An 18,254-nucleotide genomic window follows, 5' to 3' on the forward strand; every position below is an offset into this window, starting at 1 on the left:
TGCATGAAAAACTTACTGATATCATTGTTAATATCTGCAAGTAGTTTAACTGTTGTTGCCCAATCAAATCTGAAAGAGGGCAGCAACAGTTTTGCTTTATATACCAAAACTGGTGATTTTAAACATCTTGAAAACGCCCGAAAATTTGCTGACGCTGCGTTTCAAACAAAAAAAGACACAACTTCTGTCAACAATAACCTGTTAAGGGCTTTGGTATATAGTTCCCTGGCAGTTGCGGATTCAACTCGAAAACAACAGTATAAACTAGATCCGATCGATATATCCATCAAATCCTTAAAATTACTGGATGCCAAAAAAGCGCGACGGAATTTTCCTGCAGAGATGGACTACGTACGTCAGAATCTTGCCGGTGCAATCTCCTATCAAGGCAGTGCCGCTCTAAAAGAAGAGAAATTTGATAAAGCATATAAAGCTTACCTTCGCATAGACTCGCTAGGTTTTAAAAATCGTGACCTGAAATATAATCTTGCCGTACTCGCCGGAAAAAACAAAGATTATATGAATTCCATTAATTACTATGACCAGCTTATTAAAGCCGAAGATCCAAAGCCAAATTACTTTTTGGAATTGGCACAAATATATAGCTTAGGAGGTACTAAACAGGATGTTTTAAACGTTCTAGAGAAAGGACGTGCTATATTCCCTGAGAATAAGCAAATACTTTTTAGATTAATAGATGTGTATTCAGCCAATAATTCGTACGATGCAATATTGAATGTGATCGCTGATGCAATTCGTCTTGAACCTGAAAATGTTGAATTGAATTACATTGCTGGCTATTCCTACGAAAATGCAAATGATCTAAAAAAAGCAAAAGAATACTATAATAATGTCTTACGATTGGATCCGAATAACTATCAATCTAATCTTGCATTAGGCTTAATTAATCTCGAAACGCTATTAAAAGATCCGACAAATCAAGATATACAGGATTTGACAATCGAATATCTATTAAAAGCAAACGAGATAAAACCTTATGACGTGAATGCCTTAAAAGCATTGGCAAAGTATTATACGCTTATAGATGATGCGTTGCAATTGGACAGGGTGAATTTATTATTGAATCAATTAACAGTTAAATAGATATGAATTTAAAATCTCTATTATTATTAGCGGCAATAGGTACTGTATCTACATCAGTTTCTTTCGCCCAAACGGGTAACGTAAAAAAGGCAAAAACTGGTCTTGCAAAGTTTCAGGAATTAAAAGATGCCGGTACTGCACAATTAGGCTTACCAAATCTAAAATCAGCAAAGGAGGCTATTGATGCTGCTGTCATTCATGAAAAGACAAAAGATAATGCAGAAGCTTGGACCGTATACGCTTTAGTGAACGCAAACCTATCAACTATAGATAAATCCGCTGAATTGGCAAAACTTGCAGAAGATGGTATTGCTAAGGCAAAACAACTGGATTCCGATGGCGCTAATAAAGCGAATATCACTGTAGCTGAGCAGATTCTTGGACAATATAACTTCAATATTGGTGCGGAAGAATACCAGGCACAAAAATATGCCGATTCGTATAATTCGTTCACCAAAGCATTGACTTATCTTCCCGGAGATACGCTAGTGACTTACTACAGCGGTGTCGCAGCATTGTCCAACAAAGATTATAAAAATGCGATCGAACGTTACAAAGAATTGATCCCGAGAAAAGACTTCTCTTCGCATAAAACAATCATGGTTGATTTACCTAAATTGTATTTGTCGTTGCAAGATACAACTTCGGCTCTTGAATATGCAAAAAAAGCCGCTGAAGCTTATCCTGATGACAATGCAGCGATGACACAAAACATCGAGTTGAATCTGATCACAGGACACGAGAAAGAAACAATTGATGCGATCACTTCACAATTGGCTAAAGATCCTTCAAACAAAAGCTTAAACTATTATTTAGGTATTGCACAAGCATCTGCAAAAAATGATGAAGCTGCAATTGCTGCATACAAAAAAGCGCTAGAAATCGATCCTAATTTCTTTGAAGCAAATACGAATTTAGCGATCACACTGATGAATAAAGTCCGTGAAAAACTAAATGTTGTAAACAATAACAGAAAATTGACGCAAGCGCAATATAACACAGAGGTAGACAAGATTAAAGCAGAATTAAAACCTGTTTTACCTTATTTAGAAAAAGCTGTTGCTTTACAACCTAAAAACATAGATGCGTTAACGAATCTGAAAAACTACTATGTTTTTATGCAGGATGAGGCAAAAACAACTGAAGTCAATGCTAAAATTAAAGAATTAGAATAATTACAATTAATTCTTTTAGAATAAACAAAAATCCTCGGTACCGCCGGGGATTTTTTGTTTTTCCCTCAGGGAAATGCAGATTTCCCTTAAGGGTACGCAAAACTTTCCAAAAGGAATTTACTTTATTCCAAGAGCGACACAAGTTTCCCTCAAGGGTACGCAAAAACTTCTTAAGGGAATTTACTTTCCCCTGAGGGGAATGCAGATTTCCCTTAAGGGTACGCGAAACTTTCCAAAGGGAATTTACTTTACTCCAAGGACAACACAAGTTTCCCTTAAGGGTACGCAGATTTCCCTTAAGGGTACGCGAAACTTTCCAAAGGGAATTTACTTTACTCCAAGGACGACACAAGTTTCCCTTAAGGGTACGCAAAAACTTCTTAAGAGAATTTACTCTTCCTTCTGGGGAACGCAGATTTCTCTCATGGGTATGCAGAACTTTCCAAAGGAAATTTACTTTTCCCTCAGGGGAACGCAAATTTCCCTTAAATTCAGCTAAGAAAATACAGCTTTCTAAAATCTGTCCTGAATGGCTTTAAACAAGGTTTATTAGAAAAATATTATTCTAATTCAATAAGTTTTAGGGGTAAAATACTGCCAAATAAACTTTTCCGCTTTTTGCATTTTGGCAGTATTTTACCCCCTTTTTGTCCATATTTTTTATATGAAAAGCATTCGGTCGCCGTACTTTCGATGTTGACCTCATCCACTTCCTCCCGTATTGATCAACTCATCACAGAATCGCGATCAGTTCAATCTGAAATACCAAGGTGCACTCCCCTCCTTTTCGGGGCATCAGTTCTTCCTTACCATAAGCTAAATGCGGGGGGAGAACAACTTGCCATATTGATCCGACGGACATCATACACATGGCTTCCTGCCAACCACGGATAAGTTCATTGATATAAAATGTTTCTGGCCGCTTACGTTTATAAGAACTATCAAAGACCGTTCCGTCCAATAGTTCCCCTTTATAATGGCAGATTATTTTGGAGGCCTTCGTCGGAGTTTTGCCGGCCCCTTCTGTCAATATTTTATATTGTAAACCCGATGGGCAGACTGTCACAGCTTCCTGCGTAGCATTCTCTTTTAGAAATGTAACCCCTTCCTCCTTATTCTTTTCCAATAACGCTGTCGCGCTTAGCTTATTCTTCTTTTTCTGTACCAAAGTAATCTTCGTTTAAATGCTCTAAAGTGATGATCAGTGCTGCCCATACCGCCTCAGTATCCGGGATAGGTTTTATTGTCGGAACACAAGTTGCTGACCAAGGACCAAAGTAACGGCTTTTTATCTTTTTAACGAAAAAATGCAGCGATTTTTAGGGAAGCCTAAAACATCACTGCATTCATCGCGTAGATCGACACTGATCTTCGCCAATTTTTATATTCCAAAATGCTATACCAAAGTAGCGTGTAGCGTTTTTTCAAAGCTAAAAGCTTTACTGACGGGACAATTTTCTTTTGCTTTCTGAGCAAGCGCCTGAAATTCCGATTCCTCAATAGCAGGTACTTTCGCGGATAGTTCCAGCTCAGAGCGCACGATGGCACCATTTTCAAATACAATGGTCGATACCGTTTTGAGTTCATCGGGAACAAAACCAGCTTCGGTTAAAAATGCACTCAGCTGCATCGTAAAACATCCGGCATGGGCTGCGGCCAATAGCTCTTCCGGGTTGGTGCCAATACCATTCTCAAACCGTGTTGAAAACGAATATTGTGCCTGATCCAATACCGTACTATCTGTAGTCAGATTTCCCTTACCTTCTTTTAAACTCCCATTCCATTGGGCTGTTGCTTTTCTTCTCATGATTATTTCTTTGTTGTTATATTTTATTATACTTCAATACCAGCTTTATTCTCAAAATTTTGTTGAAAATAATACGCTAGATCCATTTAAGAACGATCTATATATACAACAAACCTGCCTATAAAAAGTTGTATTTAATTGTATAAAATCATGTCGCACTTCCTAGGAAAGTCTCGTTATTTAATACAATAAAACTAAACTCATGAATAAATTAGCGTATCTCCTCGTCTTAGTAGCATTCACTTCCTGTAAAACCCGTCAGAACACGCAACAGGCTTTAATTCAAGATTGTCCCGAAGAAAAAATTGTCAATAAGATCCCCGGACCACCCGTAAAAGGAGAATCTGAGAAAATCTACTATATCTATCAGGGCAAAAAAGTATCACCTAAACAATTCGATCAGGAATGGCTTGAAAAAAATTGTGAGATTAAGGAGACAGTCGTCTACTAATTTTATTTCTAAAAACAAGCCTAAACACTTACTTTTGCCTAAAATTTTTTAAAATGACAGTTTCTCTTCGGGAGGTCAATAAAAAGATTTTAGGCTATGTTTCTTTAACTTTCCTTGGTTATTTCACGATAGGCTTATCACTTGCGACCTTACCCATTTTTATTCATCAAATTTTAGGGTTCAATACAATTATCGCCGGATTGGTCATCAGCGTCCAATATATTGCGACCTTTTTACTTCGGGGTTATGCCGGAAAAATCGTGGATACCAAAGGCCCCAAGGTATCTGTCCTGCGCAGTATGCTCTTTTTTGCACTTTCGGGAATCTTACTCTTATTCGTCTTTTTATTCAAATCACAACCTTTCATCAGTCTGGGTTTATTGCTGATCACCAGATTATTTACCGGAATTGCTGAGGGTCTGGTTGGTGCCAGCCCGATCAACTGGGCATTATTGGAACTCGGCGATGAACACGCTGCCAAGGCGATCTCCTTTAACGGCATTGCGAGTTATGGTGCACTTGCCCTCGGAGCGCCACTGGGGGTATTGATGGTCCACCACATCAACTATGAATCATTAGGACTGCTCACCTGTGCGATTGGTATACTGGGCTATCTTTACAGCAGATCAAAAACACCCTTTCGGGTCATCGCAAAGAAGACAAGCGCCGTGAGTTTCAAGCGTGTGCTTTTGACTGTCGCTCCATTTGGGACCTGTCTAGCGCTGGGCGGTCTTGGTTTTGGGAGCATATCTACTTTTATGACGCTATATTATGAGTATTTTAACTGGCAGAATGGTGCTGCCTGCTTAACTATTTTTGGTATTTTCTTTATCCTAACACGACTTGTATTCAATAAGGTTATTGATCAATATGGAGGTCTGAAAGTCGCCCTGGTCAGTCTTTTTGTAGAATCATTAGGTTTATTGGTTATCGCTATGGCCCTCCATCCCCTTTGGACACTTGTTGGCGCAGCATTGACTGGTCTCGGATTTTCGCTCGTTTTTCCTGCCCTGGGTGTGGAAGCGATCAAAAAGGTCGACCAAAGTCAGCAAGGATCGGCATTAGCTGCGTATGGTTTGTTTATTGATATTTCTCTCGGAATTACAGGTCCCCTTATCGGCTTTGTAGCAAACAATGTCGGCATGACGAGTATCTATCCTTTCAGTGCCATTATAGTGTGCATAGGTTTCTCAATTGTGGGCAATTTAATATATAACCAGAGACCGAAGCTTGCCTGACCCGAGCCTCCCCCAGCTGTACATGTTATATTTTCAAAAAAGATAGCGATAGGTGAATAAGAATGATAGAAGACGAAAAAAGGCTAACTAGAAAAGTTAGCCTTTTTTATATCACGTGTATTACCTTATATTAGCCTTCAATGCTCGGTACAGCAACAACCTCGTTGGTGTCAGCGTTGTAATCTATACCATCAAAGTTAAAACCAAATAAATTGAAAAACTCATTACGGTAACCTTCGATATCAGAGATTTCAGCTAAATTCTCTGTATTTGCTTTTTCCCACAATGCGGCGACCTCTGCCTGTACATCTTCCCGCATCTCAAGGTCGTCAACACGGATTCTGCCCTTATCATCAAGCAATACTTTGCCATCAGCAGTATAGAGACGTTCCGCAAACAAACGTTGCATCTGTTCGATTGTACCTTCATGAATTCCTTTTTCTTTCATGACCTTGTATAATAAGGAAATATACAAAGGCACAACTGGGATTGCTGAACTGGATTGTGTTACTAATGCTTTGTTAACTGAAACGTAAGCTACACCATGCAAATCACTTAAAATCGCATTGATTGCCGGTACGGTACCTTCCAAATCGTCTTTCGCACGGCCAATCGTTCCATTGCGGTAGATTGGATAAGTCAATTCTGGGCCAATATAGGAATAGGCTACAGTCTTCGCGCCATCAGCCAAAACACCGGCGGCTTTCAGATCTTCGATCCAAAATTTCCAGTCTTCCCCACCCATTACAGCAACCGTGTTAGCAATATCTTCATTATTTTCTACAGGTTGGATCGTAATATCCGAAACAACACCTGTATGGAAATCTACCGTTTTATTGGTGAAAGGCTCCTGTATAGGTTTTAAAACAGAAGCATGTGCAACACCTGTCTTTGGATGTGTACGGCGTGGAGATGCCAAACTGTAAACCACTAAATCTACCTGTCCAAGATCCTTTTTGATCAAGTCAATAGTCTGTTTCTTTATATCATCCGAAAAGGCATCACCATTGATACTTTTGGCATATAGTCCGGCTTCATGGGCTTCTTTTTCAAAAGCTGCAGAATTGTACCAACCAGCGGTTCCCGGTTTACCCTCTGCCGCAGGTTTTTCAAAAAATACACCGATTGTAGCAGCTCCAGAACCAAACGCTGCAGAAATCCGGGACGCGATACCAAATCCTGTTGAAGCACCGATCACCAATACCTTCTTCGGACCATTCGCGATCTCACCTTTTGATTTCACGTATTCAATTTGATTTTTAATGTTTTGCGCAGCCCCTTGTGGATGCGAGGTTAAACAAATAAAACCTCTAGTTCTTGGTTGTATAATCATCTTGATGAATTTTCTTACTACTTGTTTTATTGATTAGGCAAAATAAGGAATTTTAAATGAGAAAATCGCCATAAAAATCAATTACTTTTTGTTTCATTTCCGATTAAACGGCCATTTGCTTACTTTCACCGTATTAAATAAACCGCACATTTATTTTATTTATGCCAGGTCAATTTACAATAAAAAACAATAAAAATACGGCACTTTTTTTAGGAATAATTGCTGCATTATTTTTCGCAAGTACCTTTGTCCTAAACCGGGTTATGGCCGTTTCGGGCGGAAGCTGGCAGTGGACAGCGTCCCTACGTTTCCTCTGGATGCTTCCTATTCTGTTTGTTATCGTAGGCGTTAGAGGTAATTTATCCCCACTCTTTGAAGCCATCAAATCCAATCCACTCCAATGGGTATTATGGAGTACAATCGGTTTTGGGATATTCTATGCAAGCCTTACATTTGGTGCTAGTTTTGGCCCTTCCTGGCTCGTTGCCAGCACCTTTGAATTTACCATCATCGCAGGTATGTTTATCGGGCCCTTGCTGGAAAAGAAAGAGAATCGAAGCGGAATTTCCAAAGCCTCACTCCTGTTCTCGATCATTATTTTTTTGGGAATTGTACTGATGCAGATTTCGGAAGCCCGTGCAACTTCCTTCACATCCATGTTGTTGGGAACCATCCCTGTCCTGATCGGAGCAATTGCCTACCCCTTGGGGAACCGTAAAATGATGCAAATAGCAGGAAATAAGCTGGATGCCTTCCAACGAACTTTGGGGATGACCTTATGCAGTATGCCTTTTTGGATTCTGCTCAGCATCTTCGGTTATATGGACAATGGATTTCCGACGGAGAGCCAGTTGTTACAGACCTTCATGGTAGCCATCTTTTCGGGGGTAATCGCTACACTTCTATTCTTTACAGCAACAGATCTCGTCCGCACCGACCAGAAAGGGCTCGCAGCGGTGGAAGCAACACAGGCCATGGAGGTAATCTTTACACTTTTGGGTGAAATAATACTATTACAAGCTGCTCTTCCAAATAGTTACTCCTGTATGGGAATTGCCCTCGTCGTTATTGGTATGATACTCCATAGTCGTGCAAATTAAGATCATGAAGTATAAGAGATCAATTTTCATTAGCCTGTGAAGGTTTGCTTAGATTTGCGGTAGGCTTATTCAGGAAAAATGATACGAATCCTATACAGCAAGACTGAAACCCTAAGGCAAAAAAGTCGTACCATATGTTATGATACGACTTTATTATATAATACTAAAAATAGCTTATCCAAAGATACGGTTCAACACCTTTGCCAAACGCAGACCACCTTTTAGCAGACATTGTTCCATAGTATCTTTATTTTGATAAACATAGGAATAAGATAGGTTCGCGTTATTAGCTACATCGGCATAAATCTTTTCGGCAAGCTGATTCGACTCATACAACCAGTTAGACAATTCACCTGCTGCCAATTGTTCGTTTTCCTTCTTACCATTAACGTCCAAGACCGTTGCATATTCTGTATAACTATACTTCTCATTATCCACCAGGTCACTGTCCCATACGCGGTGAATATTCGATTTTTTCCCAAACCAGCTCACTTCTATTTTATTACCACCCTGATCTTCCGCACGGCTGACATGCATAGGTTGATGCGCGTCCCCCAAGATATGGATCAAGAAATAAAGATTCTGTTTCTGTTGATCCAGTGAAATATTTTTATCTGCAAAAGACTGCTCGATACGGATTGCTGTTTTGTATAAATTTTCATCATCCGAATTTTCAAGTCCCTGTTGAAATTCAGCCCAAGGGAGATTTGAATTTAAATTTATAAAATGGGAATTACCTAACTTCTTAAATTCCGGATTAGGATCCGATTTGATAAAGTCTCCCCAGTTTGCCCAATATGCCAACTTTTGCTTTCCAATGATTTTTCCAATATTCTTTTTCGCTTTCTTGTTCAAATGACGTTCAGCTATCTCCGCGACGACACGGTGCCCAATGGTACCCCAGGCAAATACTGATGAAAGTTGAAAACACAAAGCCACAGCCAGCAAACCCTTAATCATTTTTTTCATTGTTGTATCTATTTAATTATAATTATTTAAAAATATCGAATGCATATTTTGCGGAAGACCAAAACTCGTCGAGGGCAATCATTCGCGGCTTAAAGAAAGCGATTAGCTCCCCCCACTCCGCTTCCTTAAAAATACTGTGGCCTACCAGGGTCTTGTAGATCTGACAGATCGGCTTGCCATACTCGTCGTACCCATCCATATCCCATTCCCATTCTTCCCCCAAAATATCATGAAGCAGACCTTTATACTGCAGAAATTGCTCTGCCATCAGTGCACGGATCCCTGCATCTGTATGCGACCAGATGATCGCAATTTTTGCAGACTTCTTATCGGCATCCATTTTGAAATACAGGTGTTTGATCCCTGTTTTATAGTTGACCCAATTTACCTTGTCGCCATCAGCAGATGAATGCAGGGACATGAATTGTCCAAACTTGGTCCAGAATAGCTGTTTTAACTGTTTTACCTCTTCTCTAGAATACACAGATACGATTTTTAAGTCAACAAAATTAAGAAAATAGCTCGGTATGCCTAAACCATATTGGTATTAAAATTGTTGTTTTATCAACAAACAAATTCAAAAGATGAATATAGACAAGAAAAAATCGCTCTTATTGCTGGCCGCTGTGGCTTTGGGGACTGTAGCATACAATGCATTAAAACCGGTGATATCGCGCCCTGACGTAGTGGACCCTTTTGATTTAGATAAATACCTTGGAAAATGGTTTGAAATCGCCCGGCTGGACTTCCGTTGGGAAAGAGGACTCAGTCAGGTTTCAGCTGAATACAGTAAAAATAAAAATGGAACAATCCGTGTGAATAACCAAGGCTATTCAGAAGAGAAAGAACAATGGAAACAGTCTATCGGAAAAGCCAAATTTGTCAATGGTCCGCACGAAGGCGCGTTGAAAGTCTCCTTTTTCGGTCCGTTCTATAACGGTTATAATATTGTGAAAATAACCCCGGATTATAAATATGCCCTTATATTCGGAGACAATCTCAATTATATGTGGATTTTGGGTAGGGATACAGCTATTCCCGAAAAGATCAAAAATGAGTTTTTAACCTATGCATTGCAATGCGGGTATGAAACAGGTAACCTTGTCTGGACAAAACATTAGTCGAAAATAGGTGCCAGTACTTGATAATTGAGGGTGGGATCCTGCGCCAAAACATCAGCAATCTCCTGAAGATCCTGTTGATCAATGGCATTTTTGATCCCAGCATTGTATAGATTCGCAAGAAATAATGCGGCATCACGCTTTTCAGCCAGCGTTAAGATAGAACTTCCAACATAGAAATTGAGGACAGATGTGGCATAATCGCCAAATATACCAAAACCAAAATCGCCATTTTTCTGTAAGGAATAGCGCATCATTTTCTCAAAATCCGAACGTAAGGTATCTTTTGTAGTATCTTTCATAGCATAAACCCAAATATTCCAGTCTAATTAACCTTTGGCAAAGGTGCAAAAAAAATCCCAAACAATGCTGTAAGGAAAAGCATTGTTTGGGATGATATTTACTGTAATTTTGGATTAAAGAGCTTCTGCGTGTTGAGAAACATCCAGACCAAGTTCCTCGTCTGTTTCCTCTACACGTAATGGAGAAATCAGATCCGTCACTTTTAACAGTATCAAAGAGCCCACAAAGGCAAAGAAAGATACCGCAAACAGGGCAACCGTATGGACAAAAAATAACTTAGTTTCTCCAAAGAACAAGCCATTGTCAACAACTAGCGGATTAACATTATGATGAGCAAATACACCGGTCAGTACCATACCGACCATACCGCCGACACCGTGACAAGGGAATACATCCAAGGTATCATCGATACTTGTTTTACTTCTCAGGTACACAACAAGATTACTGATCAGTGCCGCAACCAAACCAATGATCATGGCGTGCGGAATACTTACAAAGCCCGCTGCCGGTGTGATCGCAACCAATCCCACTACCGCGCCGATACACGCACCCATTGCCGATGGCTTTTTGCCACGGATGATATCGACAAAAATCCAGGCCATGGCCGCCATGGCCGAAGCGGTCGTTGTCGTCGCAAATGCATACGCTGCCAGCGTATTGGCACCTCCGGCCGAACCCGCATTAAATCCAAACCACCCAAACCATAATAGAGCTGTCCCCAAGATCACATAACTTATACGTGCCGGATTATGTGTCTGAGACTTGCGGCCTTTCAAATAAATTGCTGCTGCTAAAGCTGCCCAACCTGCTGACATATGTACAACTGTACCACCAGCAAAATCAAGGACGCCAAATTTTGCCAGAATCCCTTCCGGATGCCAGGTCGCATGCGCCAATGGCATGTAGATGAAGATACCGAACAGGATAATAAACAACATATATGAATTGAATCGGATACGTTCAGCAAAAGCGCCGGTAATCAATGCCGGTGTAATGATCGCAAATTTCAACTGAAACATTGCGAATAACACCAACGGAATGGTTGGCAATGCTCCCCAGGCAATATTACCCAAGGTTCCTTTCATCATAAAGAAGGTACGGGGATCACCTATAATCCCACCGATATCATCACCAAAGGCCAGGCTAAATCCGACGATCACCCAGAGGATTGTCATTAAACACATACAGATAAAACTTTGCATCATCGTCGAGATCACATTCTTTTTACTGACCATCCCGCCATAAAAAAATGCCAGGCCGGGCGTCATAATCAACACTAGAGCTGAAGAAGTCAACAACCAGGCCGTATCTCCTGTATCAAATTCTGCTTTGTCCAATGCTGACAAATCTATAGATGGAAATACTAGTCCCAATACGCCCAAAAGTACCAGAACAAAGAGTGGAATAATTTTTTTCATTTGTTTAAACTGATTAGTGTTTATTAATACATCAATAAATTGTTAAATAGAATATAAAAAACAAAACAAAACCCTATTTATTCTTATTGTTTTGACAAATATAAAGTGTTTTTATTAAAAAAATACTATCAAATATTATTTTTTATAATTTTTTTTACATAATTTCACATAAAACAAAAGCAAAACCACAAAAACCTATTTAAAAATCAACTGAAAACTCAAACAAATCAAACTTAAAACCTTAAAAACATGAAAAAAATCATAGCAATACTAATTTTTTCAACAATTTTTATCAATAAATCAAAATCTCAAGAAGAAAACAAAGAAAAATCAGTAGAAATATCAGGATCAGTAGACACATACTGGAAATATGACTTCCAAAACAAACCAAACATTAATACTTATTTTACCGAAGACAACAACTCGGTCTCCATCGGTATGGTTGATCTGGCGCTAAAGAAGAATTTTAAAAAAGCATCTTTTGTTGGAGAATTATCTTTCGGCCCCCGCGGACAATATCGATCTATCGTAAACGGAGACGGCCAACCTGGTGATGACAAGAACAGCTTTCATATTCAAAACTTGTACATAGGCTACAACCTGACCGACAAACTGAATCTGACTGCTGGATTTATGGGCACATTTGTCGGGTTTGAAGTCATCTCACCTACCTATAATTTTCACTATTCCACCTCCTATTTATTCGGCGCTGGTCCCTTTCAGGATGCCGGGCTGAAAGCAACCTATAGTTTCTCCGATAAATTCGCGCTGATGGTCGGTATATTTAATGACTGGAATGTATATCAGGATATAAATGGTGTTTCACACGTTGGCTCCCAATTGACTTACAGGCCTAACGAAAAAGGCAGCTTTTACCTCAACTTTCTGACAGGCTCTTCCGCTGGCGGCAAATCAAACTACAGCTCGGGAACATTGGTAGACTTTGTCGGAAACTATGACTTCACGCCTAAATTTTTCCTCGGCGTCAATGCTACACATTATAAGCGAAGAGCTGAAGGCGGTTACACCGGGATAGCGTTATACCCAAGAGTTCATCTCTCAGAACATTTTGGAATAGGATTACGTGAAGAGTTTTTCCAAACCCACAAGGAAGAAACCAATGGCATCCCAAGCTCCAATATGTTAGCAACCACATTAACCGCCGAATATAATTACCACGGCTTCAAGTTTATTCCCGAAATAAGGATTGATAAAAGCAATACTGAAAAGTTCATCAAGAATGATCTTTCTCCAACAAAATCAGCAGGACAATTCCTATTGGCCTGTGTATATAGTTTCTAACTCGCTATGCAGCATCGTTTCTACAGCAAAAACTGCAAAATGATTTCAAAGCAGCCTAAAATCACTAGAATAACTATAAACATTAAACAAAAAGCGGATTCTTTGGATCCGCTTTTCTATTTTTTATTATTTCTAATTTCTCAGAGAAAAGTTTTTAATCTCAAATCATCATTTCCGCATCCCTATCCTTCCTCTCAAAACACAATCATCGGACACTAACGGCAACGTGACGGTCTAAAATACGGTCAGCTTCTGGCGCATCGGCCGGATACTTCGCAAATTGGGAACCATAGCCCTCTGCCCCTACAACCTGTTTAGACAATCCTGCTTTATCCAGATAATCTTTTACTGCATTTGCCCGATCTAATGAAAGCTTTTTATTGAAATCCTCATTGCCAGTTTTATCGGTATAGCCGCCAATTTTTACATTAGCTGCGGGAAAAGCCTTTAAAATTTCCGCTAGATTACTAAGCTGGACCTGGCTTTCGGGCAAAACTTTCGCCGTACCGGTTTCAAAATTCAGGTTATCAAAATCAAACCAGGTATTTTTCAACGAATCTTCACCCAAAGACTTATAGTCAGATTTTAAAAATTGCACCAACTGATCTTCTATCCCGCTTTTAAAGGCCGCAAGCTTTCCTCCATTGGGCAGTGGCACATCCAAGCGTTCGCGGTCTGTTGCACCGGTCCCATTAGCCCCCATTGTATTTCCTGAATCAATCTCGACCGGATTGACACTGGTATCTGTGGCGCCACCATTTTTACTGCCACTACAGCCTTTTCCAAACAGAAACCAAAGCAGTGCAATAACAATCAACGCAATTAAAATCTTCCACCAGCTACCACCCGAGGAATTTGCTGGCACGACGGCAGCTTTAGCCTGTTCCATCCGGGGTAATGCCAAAGGCTCCTTGTGCGCCTCAAGTTCAGTAGCGGGGTTAATGACAGGAATACTTTGATGCGTTTCCTTGGTTTCTGCAGCTTCTTCCAACGGCGATGCAGCTTCCTCCGGCGCAGAAAAATGACTTCCATCGAATAGCTTACCAAAAGCTCCCAAACCAAGACCGGCAGGGATAGCAGCTGCAAACGCAGTTTTATTGTCTTTTAATGTTTGGCTGATGGCATTTAAATCCCAATGCTTACCTTTATCCGTTAAGCTGGAAAATATAGCTGGCAAGGACAGCCCCATCAGTTTACGCACCGAATCGGCACTAAAGCCCAGATAACCTGCAACGGTACCGAGTACAGTTTCCAGCCCACCGCCAAATATTGAACTTAGCATATGACGCTCTCCAGGACTTTCGGGCGATGCCGGCTGGGCTTCCGAATCCACAGGCCCTGTCTGTCCGCCCAGCAATTGGCTAAGATCAAAATTCGAAAAACGCTGCTTCGCCTGCTCCAAAATAGCAGCAATACCACCGTTCGTATCTGCCTGCTGACTTAAGCCCAAAAACATAGCAGGGACAACAACATTTAAGCCCTGCTTTATCTGTTCGCTATCCTGGTTGACGGCTTCTCCCACCCGGGTGAGCGATTCTTGATCAAAAAAGTCTTTCGCTGATTTTAAAAGCTGATTTTCCATAACCTTAGTTTATTTTTGTTTATATATAAAACATTAACAAACAAAGGCTTAAAATGTTCACATCAAGCACACTGCGATCAAATCGTCCCCGAAAGCCATTTTGGAATAACAAACTCTTCGGCAAGATGTGCCAGTTGATAATTTTGCCAGTTATCTCTTGTGATCCACTGCACTTCCTCCAATTCAGCTTCTGCTGAAAAACAACGATCCTCACCGAGTTTTAACAAATAAATATGTCCTTCCACTATGGTATCCGGCTCATTCACGGCCAGCGTCTCATGCCGGCCAAGAAATTCAAAAAACTTATCATCTGCATCAAACTGCAGTTCTTCCCTCAGCTCCCGGACCAAAGCTTCCAAATCGCTTTCTCCTGCGGCTATCTTACCTCCTGGCAATTGAAAATAAGAAGATCCTTTTTTTCGAACCACTAATAAAGCTCCCCCAGGAGCGATCATTACTGCTGAACAAATTACAATCTTATGCATACTTTTTACTTGAAATTACAAAACTACCTTTTGTTCATCATTTAAAAAATGTGTTTTATTCTTATATTTAGAAAATAAAACAATAATTTATATAGTCCATATATGAATAATAGATTGACATGCCTCTTATTTAGCCTATTATTTCTGGCGTTGGGATGCCAACAGGGAAAAAAAAGTACAGCACAAAAGGAACAGCCAATTAAACATCAGGAAGCTGTTCCTCCTAAAAAACAGGAAGAAAAACCAAAAGTATTTACCGCTGATGACATTATCATCCGAAAAGATCTGCTTTACAAAAAATACACATTGGAAGATTCTTACCCTTATAAGGATACCACCCGTGAGTTTCAATGGGACAAAATAAAGGAACGTCTGGCTTATGTTGAAAATTTTCAGCAGACACCTTCGCCATACGCCGTCCTTCAAAATTATCAAAATGAAAAAGGTGAAGCGCCCACCATTAAAGATTTCAAGCGGGATGCATACAAACGTGTAGCCGATAGTTTTAATGTTGCGCGCTATCAGGCCGCACCTTTATACGATACCACAACAAACAAGCCTGTCCGCTATGGACGGGATGGTTGGCTGGTCCGTGTAAAGGGACCAGATACCCTGGCCAGAGTACCTATTGCAGGTGTTTCATTTGAAGGGGAGTATACCGTCCCCAAGCGCTATCTGCGCTTGATAAGCGATAGTGTGCGATTTAACATTATTAACGTTGTTGACGTCAGAAACCAAAACATCTGCACACTGGAAAAAGTCGGAAAAGAATGGCTTATACGTAGCATGAACCCCATCACCAGCGGCCGGCACAAACCACCACATGCCCAGGAAACACCAACCGGTCTCTTTGTCGTCCAGGAACACAAATCAAAGATGTTCTATTTTGAGGACGGAACACGAACCTATGGTGGCTTTGCTCCTTACGCCACCCGATTTACCGCCGGCGCCTATATTCACGGCGTACCGGTCAATAATCCAAACGGCAAAATCATCGAATATAGCGAAAGTTTAGGCACAACCCCAAAGTCACATATGTGTGTCAGAAATGCGTCATCTCACGCCCAATTTGTCTATAAACGGTCAAAAGACCTCTCCTCATTGGTGATCGTTATTGATTAACAATATTTAACATTCTGTAAATCAAATATGTATTAACTTTAATTATTATTTTTGTAAACATCTACACAGAAAAGGGAGGAGAATGGGAAATACTTTTATGTTTCTTTTGATGGCACTCAACACGGCATTATCATCAAAAGAGGATTTAAAAACATTAGATCAACAAACCAGTACCCATCATATAAATGTAGAACGTCAACGTACCGAAGTTGATTCTTTATATGATGAAATGAATCTAAGTCCAGTATTGAAATACGAGGCATTCAGACAAGCAATGGAAGGCAGAAAACAGCTTTCCTCGCACAACAAAGACATTATGACAATCATTGACTTTTCCTTGGCTTCCACGGAAAAACGACTTGTTGTGCTAGACCTCGAACACAAAAAGGTGCTATTTAACACTTTGGTGTCGCATGGTAAAAATAGTGGTGAAAACTACGCAACACATTTCTCAAATCAGCAAGAGTCTTTAAAGAGCTCTTTGGGATTTTTTGTTACCGAAAATACCTATAATGGAGAGAACGGTTACTCTTTGGTATTGAATGGCCTTGAAGAAGGGATAAACGACAATGCCAAAGCACGGTATGTAGTCATGCACGGTGCCGATTATTGCAGCACAGGAACGATATCGAGCCTGGGAAGACTCGGCAAAAGCTATGGCTGCCCCGCAGTACCCCGGGAATATGCTGCCCCGATAATCAACACCATTAAGGATGGAACACTGCTGTTTATTTATGCGGACAATCAGGATTATCTTGCGAAAACGCATTTGATCCATCAGCCAAGTGTATTGATGGCACAATTCAACCGAAAACAGCAACTTGAAAGTACAAATGAAGGTTAACAAAAAAGGCTGATTGTATCAGCCTTTTTATTTTTTATAATGTTCGGTATTCCAAACCGGACTATCTATCGACACCTTTTATTAAACCTTATGATTTTTGTTTCTTCTTAAATTTTAGCATCCAGTCATAGATTGCATCGTCATGAAATAGGCGTTCTACACTACCATGCGTCCCACCTTTTATGACATTTAAACGCACCTCAGCATCAGGGTCTGCCTTCTTTATGGCATTCATAATTTTTCTCGACTCTGAAATGGGCACTGCACGATCTCTTGTCCCATGATGCAGCCAAATTGGAACCTGCGTGAGGTTGGAGGCATATTGACTTGATCCACCGCCACAAATCGCTACTGCTGCCGCAATCCGTTCCGGATATTTGCCGGCAACATCCATGGTACCGTAACCGCCCATACTCATCCCACATACGTATACACGGTCAGGATCAGCATCATAATGCGCGATAACATAGTCCACGATCTCGATCACTTTGTCGGGATCCCAGCCCCCACGGGATTGAGGAGCAACAATAATTCCGGGGACCTCCTGCCCTTTATTAATGGCATACAACACACCATAACGTTTTACTCTGTCCAGATTCGTCCCCGATAAACTGCGGCCATGCAAAAACACGAAAACAGGTTGCTTTTCAGATTCCGTGGTTTCATGATCAACATCTTTCAATAAAAAAGGATAAGCCGTTTCCCCTTTGATTGCTTTTATTTCCTGTGCATTTATCTTCATCAAAAACAGAAAGATAGCACACAGACAGAGATATACTTTACGCATAAATTTAAATTATATCGATATACTTAGCTTAATTTTGGAGGACTAAAAATACAACTATATGATTTTCGTATGTCGCATTTAACAACTTTTAACATTTAGACGGACGCTTAGCT

At 40.3% G+C, this 18,254-nt stretch carries 19 protein-coding genes; 9 read left to right on the forward strand and 10 right to left on the reverse strand.

Annotation, left to right across the window (positions count from 1 at the left end; translation table 11 throughout):
• The first annotated feature begins 3 nt into the window (after positions 1-3).
• Positions 4-1,104 carry a tetratricopeptide repeat protein gene (locus BWD42_RS06405; protein WP_077434242.1) on the forward strand — a complete coding sequence of 367 codons (1,101 nt, stop codon included), beginning with the start codon at positions 4-6 and terminating at the stop codon, positions 1,102-1,104.
• A gap of 2 nt (positions 1,105-1,106) precedes the next feature.
• The gene (locus BWD42_RS06410; RefSeq protein ID WP_077434244.1) at positions 1,107-2,279 is read left to right on the forward strand and encodes a tetratricopeptide repeat protein; all 1,173 of its coding nucleotides are present in this window, start codon (positions 1,107-1,109) and stop codon (positions 2,277-2,279) included.
• Between the two features lie 733 nt (positions 2,280-3,012).
• Here BWD42_RS06410 and BWD42_RS06420 read toward each other — a convergent pair.
• Both BWD42_RS06420 and BWD42_RS06425 read right to left on the reverse strand, forming a co-directional pair.
• Positions 3,013-3,447: an FKBP-type peptidyl-prolyl cis-trans isomerase gene (locus BWD42_RS06420; protein WP_077434248.1), complete on the reverse strand. Its 435-nt coding sequence runs from the start codon at positions 3,445-3,447 to the stop codon at positions 3,013-3,015.
• 228 nt (positions 3,448-3,675) lie between these two features.
• Entirely contained in the window at positions 3,676-4,086 is a 411-nt protein-coding gene (locus tag BWD42_RS06425; protein ID WP_077434250.1) for an OsmC family protein, read from the reverse strand.
• A 202-nt stretch (positions 4,087-4,288) separates the two neighbouring features.
• Here BWD42_RS06425 and BWD42_RS06430 point away from each other — a divergent pair, with 202 nt between their 5' ends.
• Both BWD42_RS06430 and BWD42_RS06435 read left to right on the forward strand, forming a co-directional pair.
• The gene (locus BWD42_RS06430) at positions 4,289-4,537 is read left to right on the forward strand and encodes a hypothetical protein (protein WP_077434252.1); all 249 of its coding nucleotides are present in this window, start codon (positions 4,289-4,291) and stop codon (positions 4,535-4,537) included.
• Between the two features lie 53 nt (positions 4,538-4,590).
• Positions 4,591-5,775 carry an MFS transporter gene (locus BWD42_RS06435; protein ID WP_077434254.1) on the forward strand — a complete coding sequence of 395 codons (1,185 nt, stop codon included), beginning with the start codon at positions 4,591-4,593 and terminating at the stop codon, positions 5,773-5,775.
• Between the two features lie 130 nt (positions 5,776-5,905).
• Here BWD42_RS06435 and fabV read toward each other — a convergent pair whose 3' ends face one another.
• Positions 5,906-7,108, reverse strand: coding sequence for an enoyl-ACP reductase FabV (gene fabV / locus BWD42_RS06440; RefSeq protein WP_077434256.1), 1,203 nt, complete (start codon positions 7,106-7,108; stop codon positions 5,906-5,908).
• A 161-nt stretch (positions 7,109-7,269) separates the two neighbouring features.
• Between fabV and BWD42_RS06445 the strand changes: the two genes are divergently transcribed.
• Positions 7,270-8,208, forward strand: a complete 939-nt coding sequence (locus BWD42_RS06445; RefSeq protein WP_077434258.1) for a multidrug resistance efflux transporter family protein — start codon at positions 7,270-7,272, stop codon at positions 8,206-8,208.
• Between the two features lie 174 nt (positions 8,209-8,382).
• On the opposite strand, the gene BWD42_RS06450 is transcribed toward BWD42_RS06445, so the two are convergent.
• On the reverse strand, positions 8,383-9,177 hold the full coding sequence (locus tag BWD42_RS06450) for a S1/P1 nuclease (protein WP_175991975.1): 795 nt from the start codon (positions 9,175-9,177) through the stop codon (positions 8,383-8,385).
• A gap of 22 nt (positions 9,178-9,199) precedes the next feature.
• The gene (locus BWD42_RS06455) at positions 9,200-9,661 is read right to left on the reverse strand and encodes a DUF4268 domain-containing protein (protein WP_077434260.1); all 462 of its coding nucleotides are present in this window, start codon (positions 9,659-9,661) and stop codon (positions 9,200-9,202) included.
• A gap of 100 nt (positions 9,662-9,761) precedes the next feature.
• Here BWD42_RS06455 and BWD42_RS06460 point away from each other — a divergent pair, with 100 nt between their 5' ends.
• A complete protein-coding gene (locus tag BWD42_RS06460; RefSeq protein ID WP_175991976.1) occupies positions 9,762-10,298 on the forward strand; it encodes a lipocalin family protein in 537 nt (178 codons plus the stop codon).
• On the opposite strand, the gene BWD42_RS06465 is transcribed toward BWD42_RS06460, so the two are convergent.
• Positions 10,295-10,600 carry a hypothetical protein gene (locus tag BWD42_RS06465; RefSeq protein ID WP_077434262.1) on the reverse strand — a complete coding sequence of 102 codons (306 nt, stop codon included), beginning with the start codon at positions 10,598-10,600 and terminating at the stop codon, positions 10,295-10,297. The two genes, BWD42_RS06460 and BWD42_RS06465, sit on opposite strands and share 4 nt — an antisense overlap.
• Before the next feature lie 114 nt (positions 10,601-10,714).
• Positions 10,715-12,019, reverse strand: a complete 1,305-nt coding sequence (locus BWD42_RS06470; RefSeq protein ID WP_077434264.1) for an ammonium transporter — start codon at positions 12,017-12,019, stop codon at positions 10,715-10,717.
• A gap of 249 nt (positions 12,020-12,268) precedes the next feature.
• Here BWD42_RS06470 and BWD42_RS06475 point away from each other — a divergent pair, with 249 nt between their 5' ends.
• Positions 12,269-13,321 (forward strand): outer membrane beta-barrel protein, encoded by a 1,053-nt coding sequence (locus BWD42_RS06475; protein ID WP_077434266.1) that lies wholly within the window; start codon positions 12,269-12,271, stop codon positions 13,319-13,321.
• A 205-nt stretch (positions 13,322-13,526) separates the two neighbouring features.
• Here BWD42_RS06475 and BWD42_RS06480 read toward each other — a convergent pair whose 3' ends face one another.
• Positions 13,527-14,903, reverse strand: a complete 1,377-nt coding sequence (locus BWD42_RS06480; RefSeq protein WP_077434268.1) for an OmpA family protein — start codon at positions 14,901-14,903, stop codon at positions 13,527-13,529.
• A 77-nt stretch (positions 14,904-14,980) separates the two neighbouring features.
• Positions 14,981-15,388 carry an NUDIX hydrolase gene (locus tag BWD42_RS06485; protein ID WP_077434270.1) on the reverse strand — a complete coding sequence of 136 codons (408 nt, stop codon included), beginning with the start codon at positions 15,386-15,388 and terminating at the stop codon, positions 14,981-14,983.
• Between the two features lie 102 nt (positions 15,389-15,490).
• On the opposite strand from BWD42_RS06485, the gene BWD42_RS06490 reads away from it, so the two are divergent.
• Both BWD42_RS06490 and BWD42_RS06495 read left to right on the forward strand, forming a co-directional pair.
• On the forward strand, positions 15,491-16,510 hold the full coding sequence (locus BWD42_RS06490) for a L,D-transpeptidase (RefSeq protein WP_077434272.1): 1,020 nt from the start codon (positions 15,491-15,493) through the stop codon (positions 16,508-16,510).
• Between the two features lie 82 nt (positions 16,511-16,592).
• A complete protein-coding gene (locus BWD42_RS06495; protein ID WP_254846188.1) occupies positions 16,593-17,354 on the forward strand; it encodes a murein L,D-transpeptidase catalytic domain family protein in 762 nt (253 codons plus the stop codon).
• Between the two features lie 88 nt (positions 17,355-17,442).
• Here the strand turns inward: BWD42_RS06495 and BWD42_RS06500 are convergent, their stop codons facing one another.
• On the reverse strand, positions 17,443-18,141 hold the full coding sequence (locus BWD42_RS06500) for a prolyl oligopeptidase family serine peptidase (protein WP_077434274.1): 699 nt from the start codon (positions 18,139-18,141) through the stop codon (positions 17,443-17,445).
• Positions 18,142-18,254: the final 113 nt, after the last annotated feature.

This window comes from Sphingobacterium sp. CZ-UAM (genome assembly GCF_002000245.1).
In the GTDB taxonomy this organism is placed as follows: Bacteria; Bacteroidota; Bacteroidia; order Sphingobacteriales; family Sphingobacteriaceae; genus Sphingobacterium.